Annotated in this window: 7 protein-coding genes; 2 read left to right on the forward strand and 5 right to left on the reverse strand. The window is 42.6% G+C overall.

The window, feature by feature from the left end; all coding sequences use genetic code 11:
* The first annotated feature begins 64 nt into the window (after positions 1–64).
* The gene (locus VGB26_07710; GenBank protein ID HEX9757672.1) at positions 65–919 is read left to right on the forward strand and encodes a transglutaminase-like domain-containing protein; all 855 of its coding nucleotides are present in this window, start codon (positions 65–67) and stop codon (positions 917–919) included.
* Complete coding sequence (locus VGB26_07715; protein HEX9757673.1) at positions 916–1,905, forward strand: DUF6687 family protein; 990 nt, start codon at positions 916–918, stop codon at positions 1,903–1,905. Before VGB26_07710 ends, VGB26_07715 begins: the two co-directional genes overlap by 4 nt.
* A 173-nt stretch (positions 1,906–2,078) precedes the next feature.
* Here VGB26_07715 and VGB26_07720 read toward each other — a convergent pair whose 3' ends face one another.
* The 5 genes from VGB26_07720 to VGB26_07740 all read right to left on the reverse strand — a co-directional run bounded on the left by VGB26_07720 (position 2,079) and on the right by VGB26_07740 (position 7,852).
* Positions 2,079–2,624 (reverse strand): HNH endonuclease, encoded by a 546-nt coding sequence (locus VGB26_07720; GenBank protein HEX9757674.1) that lies wholly within the window; start codon positions 2,622–2,624, stop codon positions 2,079–2,081.
* Positions 2,625–2,745: 121 nt separating this feature from the next.
* A complete protein-coding gene (locus VGB26_07725; GenBank protein HEX9757675.1) occupies positions 2,746–3,561 on the reverse strand; it encodes an SDR family oxidoreductase in 816 nt (271 codons plus the stop codon).
* Positions 3,562–3,590: 29 nt separating this feature from the next.
* Positions 3,591–4,688 carry an aminomethyltransferase family protein gene (locus VGB26_07730; GenBank protein ID HEX9757676.1) on the reverse strand — a complete coding sequence of 366 codons (1,098 nt, stop codon included), beginning with the start codon at positions 4,686–4,688 and terminating at the stop codon, positions 3,591–3,593.
* A 379-nt stretch (positions 4,689–5,067) separates the two neighbouring features.
* Positions 5,068–7,044: a hypothetical protein gene (locus VGB26_07735; protein HEX9757677.1), complete on the reverse strand. Its 1,977-nt coding sequence runs from the start codon at positions 7,042–7,044 to the stop codon at positions 5,068–5,070.
* Between the two features lie 160 nt (positions 7,045–7,204).
* Positions 7,205–7,852, reverse strand: a complete 648-nt coding sequence (locus tag VGB26_07740; GenBank protein ID HEX9757678.1) for a hypothetical protein — start codon at positions 7,850–7,852, stop codon at positions 7,205–7,207.
* Positions 7,853–8,426: the final 574 nt, after the last annotated feature.

Consider the following 8,426-nt stretch of genomic DNA (forward strand, 5'->3'; position numbering starts at 1 on the left):
TGAATCCAGGGAATAAACTTGTTAGCATGAAAATAGAGACTCTTTGAAAGGAAAAATCAAATTAATGTCTAACCTCTCCCATAAAGAAATAGAAGCCCTGATTATGCTCCTCACCGATTCTGATCCACATACCGTAACCTTGGTAAAACAAAAACTCAAGGAAATTGGAGAAGACTCTCTAGTCAATCTTAAACGGGCATTAAAAACTAAACCCAACCCTGTTCAAAAAAAATTAGGCCCCATTCTAGCTGAAATGGATCAGATGGAGTTTGAAGAACAATTCAGCGCTTACTTATCTGAATCTTCTGAAATAAACCTCGAGGATGGAGCTTTTCTCTTGGCCAAAAGCCAATACCCCAAAATGGAAATCAGCTTTTATCGATCCACTTTAAATCAAATGGCAGAAGATTTGAAAAAATCTTTGGGAGACACTCAACAACCCCTTGAAATTATTCATCGATTCAATATTTTTTTATTTGAAAAAGAGCGGTTTCATGGAAACGCCTTGAGCTACCATGATCCGGAAAACAGTTATTTGAATCGTGTCATAGATCGAAGAAAAGGAATCCCCATTAGTCTTTCTGCCATTTATTTATTCCTGGGCCGGCGCTTAAATCTCCCCATTTTTGGAATTGGCATGCCGATTCATTTTATCCTCGGCTATGAAAAGGAGACCCAAAAGTTCTTAATCGATCCCTATCATAAGGGAGCCCTATTAAAGGTTCAAGACTGTGTCCAATTCCTGCAAAATTCAGGAATACCATTTCATTCATCTTTTTTGGAGAAGGTTTCCGATCAGACAATTTTGGCCCGAATGCTCCGAAACCTTCAGGTGATTTATTCCAAAACACAACGACAACCTGAATTAAATAAAATTAACCATTGGATTGAAACACTTCTTCAAAAAGGTCCCTTATGAAATTTATTTATTATTCCCCTGAAATTCTCAGTGAAACGAAAATCTCCGTAGATGGAATTGTTCCCAATAGCTTTCATTTAAGCCACTGGAAAGGCAATCAAACCCCTGAGGTTTTCACCGCAGACACCTCCACGGAAATTGCTATTAAATTTATCACCCATCCTCACTCAGAAAAATATATTCAAAAGTGCGATATTCTATCCAACAACCATTTTGATACGGATGGTCTTTTGGCCCTTTGGGTGCTTCTTTCCCCGTCCCAGGCTTTACCCCATAAAGAATTTCTGATCGCTGCAGCTGAGGTAGGGGATTTTTCTCAATTCACCCAGCCGAAGGCGGTTCAATTCAACCTCCTGGTCACCGCCTTCCGGGAATCCCCGGAATCTCCCTTTGCAGAAACCATGAGGGAATGGAGAGATGAAAAGAAGGATCAATTCTGCTACGAAAAATTACTAGAACAGCTCCCTTTGCTTCTCTCCAATCTCAGTGCATACGAGAAATTTTGGCTTTCTGAATATATAAAAATTGAAAACTCTTTTGAACAATTTGAAAAGGGGGAGGTTCTTCGAAAAGAATTTCCAAAAGAAAGTTTAACCGTTTTGGTCTGTGGAAAAAGGCCATCCAAATATGCCATTGATCACCACTGTCAGGGAAATTTATTTTTAATCGTCCAGATTCATTCAGAAGGGTTTTGTTACGACTTAGAGTATCGCTATTACAGTTGGGCCGAAACCATCACCCGGCCAAAAATCCCTCAAGTTCCCATGGAACAACTGGCCAGCCGTCTCAACGTTTATGATGGAAGGGGCCTCGGCCGCTGGATGTCTCAAGGTTTTCAAGGTGGGTCTCTGACCACGGCATTAAAATATACCAATCCCGAAGGGGATTCCCTTCCAAGCCGGTTTCCCTATGAAAATGTAGCCCAAATGGTCAGAGACTACATCAGACAAGCATCCGCCGGTCAACGATCACACCCCTGCCAATGAGATTGAACCCCTTTTTTTCGGTTCACCTAATAAAAGAAAAAGGTGTAATTCAAAAACAATATTCCGGTCCGTTTGGAGGTGTCTATTAAAAACAAATTGGGAGGACTTTACGGTATTAATCGAAGGGAAAAACCATTCTTAGAAATTCCGAGGGGATAAGAAGGGGGAATTTCTCACGAAGTATCGGGATCAGAGTCGTTATCGAGTTCAAGGTTCCAATACAGATAATCACGCCAACTTTCCGGGGCATTTTTTATCCCAATGGTAATGGTCAGGGAAGGCTGCCAGTTGGGTTTTTCAGGTTTTTTAATGAGTTTCATTCTCGCCTCTACCGGCGTCCGCCCGCTTTTTTTATTATTGCATCTAATGCAGGCAGTCACAATATTTTCCCATGTTTTTTTCCCTCCTCGCGCAATGGGAACAACATGATCAAAAGTCAGATCTTCTGTTCGAAATCGTTTTTTGCAATACTGGCAAGAATAACGGTCTCTTAAAAAGATATTGGCTCGTGAAAATTTCACCGCACGGTGCCAGTTTTTTACCTTGACCACTCTTAATAGGCGTAAAACAGAAGGTAATTTAATGGTAATGGAAACACCCCGAATCTCCTGATCATATACTTCTAAAACTTCAACTTTCCCCTGCCAAAGGAGCGTTATCGCACGCTTCCAATTTAAAACCCGGAGAGGCTCATAAGTGGCATTTAATAAAAGGGTCATTCTCAGGAATCCTTATCAGGAGCATTGAAGGTATTTTCCCAATAATTAAAATTATAGAATATTTTTGAAAAAAATCCAGTTTACTCTTTTTTCCACAATTCGGTTTAATAGAATTACCAAACTATCCCACAATATCCTCTCCCCCATCCACCCCAATGACATTGCCGGTCACCCAATGAGCGGTTGGACTGGCTAACATGACCATGGCCTGGGCTACGTCCAAGGGAGTCGTGAGGCGTCCGGAAGGGTTTCTCTGCTGAGCCTCTTTGATCATCCGCTCATGTCCGGGAATTTTTCGAAGTGCAGGGGTATCGGTAACCCCTGCCCGAATGGCATTTGCGGTGATACCAAAAGGAGCCAACTCAAGGGCCAACTGACGGATATGAGATTCTAGAGCCGCCTTTGCGCCAGAAACAGCACCATAAGTAGGCCAAACCCGGGATCCACCGGAACTGGTAAGTGCAAAAATCCGGCTTCCTTTTCCCATCAATTGGGAAGACATCAGATCTTGGACCCAGTAAACCAAACTATGGGCCATCACATCCAATGTCATTCCCATTTGGGAATCCGTAATCGCTTCCCCAGCCTTGGGGGCAATATACGGTTTGAGGGTACCAAAGGCGAGCGAATGCAAAAAAACTCTTAAAAGAGGTTGGGGGGGCGATTCCTTAAATTTTTTTTCCAAAGTTTCAATTACCTCATGACGTTTGCTGGAATCTGCAGCATTCACATTGAAAAATAAAGCCTCCCTTCCCTCAGCTTGGATGCTCTGCACAATCCGCTCCACATTGGGAAGGGTTGAACGGCGATCCAGATGAACGCCAGCAATATTGAACCCAACCCGGGCCAACTCTAGGGCCGCAGCTTCTCCAAAACCGCTGGACGCCCCAAGGATTAGGGCCCAATCACCGCTAAACTGTTGCTGGATATTTTCCACGCCAAATCTCCTTTTTTATAATTATTATGTTAACCCGTTTTTTCTTTCAAACCCACCAAGGGAAGCGAGCATACCTTTCCTTCGGTTTCACCGGATTTCATTTTGATCTTCAGGGGTGTTCCCGGGGCCGTAAAATCCCTGCGGATAAATCCCATTCCCACCACTTTTTGTAAAAAAGGTGAGAATGCAGAACTGGTTACCCAACCGGTTTCCTTTCCTTCACATAGTATAGGGTCTCCTTTTTTCGGAGGTTCCTTCCCCCCCGCTTCAAACCCAATTCGAAGCCGATTCGCGTGCCCACGAAACTTCATCCGGGTTATGGTTTCCTGTCCCAGAAAACACCCTTTATCATAACTCACTGCATTCTCCACCTCCGCCTCTAATGGAAATACGCTTTCGTCCAATTCATATCCATACCGTGGGACCCCCCCTTCGATCCGAAGGACCTCATAGGCTTTCCAGCCAAAAGGGGCGATACCCAAGTCGCCTCCTTTTGACCTTAATTCTTCCCATAAAGAAATTGCCTGCTCTTGGGGTATCAGAATATCAAAACCGAGGGTTCCCAACTCCTGTTGATGAATTAGCCAAACGTTGTGACCGTTCCAGGTATGAACCTCAACCGACAAAGGGTCCTTTTGGGTAATTTCTTTTCCCAGCACCCCTTTTAAAAGCACAGGGGCCGATGGACCGTAGACGGAAAAAAGACCCCATTGGCCGCTGACGTCTTGCAAATTGACATCCGATGCAATCACAAACTTATCCAGATGGGTTTGAACTTTTTCGCTTAACTCCGGTTGAAGCACTAGGAGAAAGGCTTCCTCCAAACCCAGAACCAGAAAATCGGCAACGATCTTTCCCTTGACCGTCACCACCAGGCTATAGATTCCCTTTTCGGGAGTGACCTGTTTAACATCGTTTGTCACCATCCCTTGAAGAAAAGAGAGCCGGTCACTTCCGGCAATCAAGAGTTTCCCCATAAAAGACCGGTCAATGATCCCTCCGGTTTTTCGGACCTGGACTGGCTCTTTTTCAAGGGAACCATAGTGGAGTGGCAATTCCCAATCCCCGAAAGGGCCAAATTCCGCTCCGTACGCTTTATGGTTCTCATGGAGAAATAACCGTTTCATTAAAACCCGAACCTTTTCCTTTTGTATTAAGAGGTTAAATAGAGATTATAGTATAATGAAAATAAGCTCATCAAGAGAAATCTCCCCATTTTAAATTCCTTAGAATCCCAATCCAAAGACCCAACCCAACCGTCGATCAGGGGAATCCCCCTGCTGTTTTCCATGGAAACAATACATTTTATTCAAAAAATTTATTGTTTGGTGGGTTAAATAGAATAGTAACCTATTCAATCTTCTTTTTAATCGGGAGGGGAAAATAACCCTTAGGAAAACAGGTGAAAATATTTTTTAAAAAACCACTTCTATTAATAGGAGAAAATGGGATTCAACAAAACGAAATCTATGAAAAGGGTAAAAAAGTAGATTAAGAGGTGGGGGGTTAAGGAGTTTGGGGAACGTCCAGGATGCGGATATATTCAATCTCCATCATCTGGGATTGAGGTGTAGGGAAGGGATCACACACCTCAAACAATTGCTGAGTCATTCCAATATGGGTTATCTCAAGAGGTGGGGTAATTACCACCCCACGGTCCTGCAAAGCCTGATAAATATTCAGACGGGTTTCCTGGCCAATGGAAATAAAAACCGGCTTAAATGTATCTCCTGCAATAAACTGCTGACCTGAAATGGTCAATTCAATATCAGGCCCTACGAAAAAGTCTTGGTTAAAGTCAATACTGATATGTTGGAATGCTCCATTTTGACCCTGATAGGCACACTGGGGGGGAGGGGGTTGCCCTAATGTGGTCATCTCATTGACCTTAACATGGACTTCTGTTTCGGGTGTAACGGGAATTGGAAACCCATCAAAATATATCTCGTCATTTGACCCAATATAATCGAACACCCCAACAATCGATTCATTAACCTGATTGTCGGGATAGCCATAGTAGACAATTCCAGTATCCGGGTCTGCATACAAAAATTGGGGGACGCGGGAATTTTCCATGGTCAGAATGCCGTTGCTGGTTTCTGTATTAATAACACTTCCAGGATCTAGGGAATTAATGTAAATCGGATCAGTTGCCATGTGCCACCAGGAGTGATTACCGGTAATCCCATTATCCCATTCCTCCTGCCACAGAAAACCGAAAGACCCAATGACAGCGTTATTTTCGGCCCCTAAAGTCCCGCTAAATACTGCCCAGTACCTCCCGGGGTTAGCGTTATCCAAAGGTGGAATGTAGGGAATAGAGTCGGAGGTTTGACCAGGGGCAATTGGGGCTGAAATCACAAAAGGGCTTGCCGTAATCGGAACCCTTTGATTTTGGGGATTATCATAGAAAAGTTCGATGGTGCCTGAATTTAAGGGTTCAGAAGATTGATTGTACACCCTTAAATGGGTATCATTCACCGGCTCAACAGCAAGTTGCCCTCTGAAAAAGTAATTGATAAGACCGGCTGAGTAGCCGACGGCCCGGGGAATCAGGTCGCTTGCATAATCCCTACGGACCCTATTATCGATCTGCATTGCGGAAGTAATCTCAACCGGTTGTTGGTTAACCACATCACGAAGGAGGCTCTGAGCCAGAAAATGGTCAATTCCGTCTGTGGAATCACATGGGTCACGACTAATATACCAACGCTTACTTCCAAAGGAACTGGGAGGAGGGTCATCAGCACAAACGTGGTAATTCTGGATATCAACGGAAGGAAATGGGAATTGGTGGTGTGAGTCAGAAGAATCGATAGTATCTTCGCTAAAGTAATTTCGGTTGGTGTATTCGGCCAATCCTACTGTAAGCCCTTTAGCTAGACCTTCCGTGTTGGATGTACCGTCATATTGATCAGTATCCCAAAACCTAGCCAAAGGGGCTAGATTATTGATAGGGCTATCTAAAGATAAATTCGGGAAATCTGGAATGCTAACGAAATCCTCAATATCATCGGGGTTTACCTTTGCCCAGTGTTCCATTCCCTGCACTAAAAAGAAATCAAAAGCGTGAGCATCATTTCGGACATGATCAGGTTGAGCTACATCCTGTACTAGGTGAATCATATGTCCAAGTCCAGCAAATACTCGAGCGAATTGAGCTTCCCTTTCACTTGACGTTATGGATGTCAGGCCTTGAAAGAAAGACTCCCGAATTCCCCACCACGACCAGTCAGGGTTTTCTAAAATAGTTGCGTTTTGCGCCCAAAGAACCGAAGATTCTCCTTGAAGGGGAAAACCAATAATATCATCATTCAACCCTGCGAAAGGCCATTCCAATAAAGGGTTATGAAAGTGGTTATACAACCGCCCTGTTAAAAGATTGCCTGCATCTTCAAATCTAGCTCCGCTCTCAACCCACTCTATGATGTTTTGGTTAACCGTCTCATTATTAAAGTTATTACCGGTAATTTCTGTTTCCAAATTTTCAAACCCCAGTGATTGTAAAACCCCATTATTCAAATTTGAGGCTACTACTGCTTCCCTTGACAGCAATTCATGTGTAGGTATTTTCCACGCAAAAACGTGCTCAATAAATAAGTTAGGGATTAAAAAGCAAATAAAGAAGAAAATTTTTGGAGTACTATTTTTTTTCATTTTTTATTGCTCTTTTGGTAAAAGTTTTATCACGCTCTATTTCTTTCAAAATTAGGATTTTCTTTTCCTTAGGTACCTCTGAACCTGGATCTAAACCAAGTCGGTTTTTCAAACTTTCTTCCTTTAAAGTTAGTTTTTTAAGTAAGAAAATTGGGAGATCTTTTTTGGAGGACCTTTCTTCGAAAAGAATATCAAAATATAGTTCGGGTCCTGCTTTCTTTCTTGTCTCAACATCAAAGGTTTTCATCTCTTCCGCCAGATCCTTTAAACCTGGCCAATGGGAAATGGTAACAGACCCATACCCTGCTTTAAAGAGGATGACCCTTGAATACGCCATCAAGCTAGTCCATGGGTTCCAAGACCACTTTTTTGGAACATAAAACTCTCCATTTTCATCGGTTAGAACTTCCGCCGCATCATAGAATTCCTGAACAGGATGAACGGGGGTTAACTTTTCTTTATGCCATTCTACAAAAACCACCGCTCCTTGGATTGGCTCTAAGGTCTCTTGGTCTACTATCCGTCCTTCAAACGGTCCCCGGTATCCCGCTTCTACAAATTTGGATCCACCGGCAAACCAACAAACCAACGTAAAAAGCAAAATCAGGTTAAATTTTTTTCGATTTAAACTCATCTATTTTTTCTAAAACCCCCTTAACTTCCAAAGCCCTTTTTCATCAAGGTTGAAAAAAATGGGATAGGAGTAGGGTATTCCATCCTCGGTCCGGATGGCCTCCGCCTCCCCTTCCTGATTGATAACCGATAGAAGATGAAAAGCCTCAACCCACTATGAATAAACTCAAAAAAATCTTGCCGATCATTTAATCTTCGAGTAAAAGTTTTAGTTTAACATAATCCGGAGGCTTGGTTCCAGGAGCCATTATTTGAAAGGCACCCAATTTCATTTACTTTCAGATATTAAATAAAATTTCCAACAAATCTTTCTCAAAAAATTCTTTGAAAAAAAAGTTCCTCCCCCGCCTTGAAATCCGGGAAAATTTTTTCCTGATGTAAAAACACCTCTTTTTTTTTCAGAAAGTACTTAGCTTGATTAAACCCGGGCAAGTCATAAAGGTCAAGAATAAGGTTGAAGAAGGGAAGCTAAGGAATCTGGGGAACATCCAGGATACGGATATAATCTACCTTTATAATTTGTGATTGGGGTGTAGGAAAGGGGTCACAAACTTTATACAGTTGCTGAGTAATTC

The organism is Nitrospiria bacterium, from assembly GCA_036397255.1.
Lineage (GTDB): Bacteria > Nitrospirota > Nitrospiria > DASWJH01 > DASWJH01 > DASWJH01.